1 protein-coding gene is annotated in these 2,471 nt (G+C 61.6%); it reads left to right on the top strand.

The features are described from left to right. The coding region (locus tag NUW23_00005) for a hypothetical protein (protein ID MCR4424567.1) at nucleotides 1-2,471 on the top strand (2,471 nt) is incomplete at both ends.

Below are 2,471 nucleotides of genomic sequence, written 5' to 3'. Positions count from 1 at the left end.
GCTGACACCCGACGACGACTACTTCTTCCAGGTGCGGTCGGTTGACGCTGTCGGCTGGACGAGCACCGGGGTGGAAGCGTCGATCCGCGTGGACACTGCCAGGCCCGTGCTGTCGAACGGCGCGCCAACTGGCTACATAGGAAATGCTACTCCGACAATCTCGGCCGACTTTGCCGATGTCGGCGTTGGCTTGGATGCGTCGGAGACAGTATTGACGCTCACCTACGACGGCAGCCCGACCGACATTACGTCAGGGTTCACTGGCATGCCAGGCTACGCCGACAGCCTGACGGCGACCAACATCCAGTACACGCCGGGCACGAGCCTTGATGATGGCGAGTACACGGTGGACATGGTCGCGTACGACCTCGCCGGGAACAAGTCTACGCCGGATGAGACGCTCCAGTGGACGTTCAACGTGGACACCACACCGCCGACTGATCCGGGCAACCCGGTTGCGGGTAATGCCCACGATGACGGCACGTGGTACATCAACACCCTACGACCCACGTTCAGCTGGGCGGCGAGCGAAGATCCAGACGCTCCCGACGGAACCCCCGGCTCGGGTCTGAGTGAGTACTGGTTCCAGTTCGGTACCCAAGCCAGCAAGCCCTTGACAACTGTAGACCCGTGGGTAGGTGCGCTGGTCGACCAGACTGGAATTGTGCCGACAGCTGGAGCGAACACCCAGCAGTGGACACCCGCGTCCGACCTCGCGCTTGCGGTTGGCGTGGAGTACTCGGCCAGGGTGAAGGCCTTCGACAATGTTGGAAACGCTTCGGCGTGGGTAGATCCGATAATCATCTTCGACCCGGATCCGCCGACGGCACCTGGAACTCCCATTACTACCACTCCAACCACTGATAAGACTCCTACGTGGGAGTGGGAGGGTTCAACAGACGCGATCTCTGGGATCGATCTGTATCATATCCAGATCAGGCGTCAGGGCAGTCTTGACTGGGACGTCCTCGACACCTTCATGGACATTCCGGATGCGCTCGACCCAGGCGCTCAGACTTGGACTCAGGGCTTGCAGCTTGAGGACGGCACATACGAGATCCGCGTGCGAGCCATGGACGTTGCCGGGAACTACTCCGACTGGTCCGGCATCGGCATCGTCGAGGTGGACACCACGCCTCCTGCCGTTCCCGCGATCAAGGCCCTTAACGATGGGTACAAGACGAGCCCGATAGAGATCGACTGGAGCGATGTAAGCGATGGAACCAATACCATAACCTACGTGCTGCAGTATGCCGATAACGCCGGGTTCGACAGCCCCACTGAGGTCACAGCCCTCACGGCTTCGAACTACGACTTCGATGCGGATGCTGAGGGCGAAGGCGAGTACTGGTTCCGCGTGAAGACGGTCTCCACGCTGCCTGGCGCAGGCGGAACAAAGGAGAGCGGATGGTCAGCGATAGTATCCACTATCTACGACAAGACGGGTCCTGCTGCTCCTGTGTTGATGCTGGAGACTCCGAATCCTACCAACGAGTCGCCTCAGACATGGAGCTGGAGCGCTCCTGCTGGCGCGACAGGGTACCTGGTGAGCGTGAACGGCGGCACGTGGATCGATGTCTACGACACGCGCACTTACCAGACCACGTTCGCAGCGACCGGAACCTACACCTTCGCGGTGAAGGCGTACGACTGGCTGGCGAACGAGGGTCTTGAGACGGCGGGCAGCGTCGAAGTAGACGTTGACGCGCCTGCGGTACCCACGGGCCTAACCGTGACGTCGCCGACAACCGACAAGACCCCGACGTGGAGCTGGACTGCGGTGAGCGGTGCCGCGGGCTATGAAATTCGCCTCGACGGGGCGATAATCATGGACGTAGGCACTGCCACGAGCTACACTCACTCGGAGGAGCTAGGTGACGGCTCGCATACCCTCGAGGTGAGGTCCTACGATGCGCTGGGGAACAAGAGCGACTGGTGCGAAGCTGTGACAGTCATAGTCGACACCACGCCTCCGGCGGTACCGGGCATCCCGACCACCCAGAGCCCGACGAAGAACGTCAGGCCTAGCTGGACGTGGACCTTGTCGCCCGGCGCGGTAGTGTACAACGTCTACCTTGACGGCGAAGCGACGCCCAGCCTCACCGTGGCGCAGCCGACTCCGCCAGATCCGATGCTCTTCGTCTACCCTGCGGATCTGGCTGAGGGTACTCACCACCTGCAGGTGACGGCCCTTGACGATCTCGGAAACGAGAGCGCTAGGTCCGACGCTGGGCACGTGGTCATCGACCTAACGCCTCCTGCGGTACCTGCCATCCCGCCTATGCCGGCATACACCAATGCCGACGCAGTTGGGCTGTTCTGGGCTACAGGGGACGGCGCGGTCAAGTACGACGTGGAGTACAGCATAGGCGGAGTCGTCACCACCGTAAACGACATCGATGTTCAGACCCTGACCATCGACATCAGCTCGGCTGCGGACGGCGACGAGGTAACAGCGAAGGTAAGGGCTT

The sequence above is a fragment of the Bacillota bacterium genome (genome assembly GCA_024655925.1).
In the GTDB taxonomy this organism is placed as follows: Bacteria; Bacillota; DTU025; order DTU025; family JANLFS01; genus JANLFS01.
This window is presented reverse-complemented; position numbering and strand designations above follow the sequence as displayed.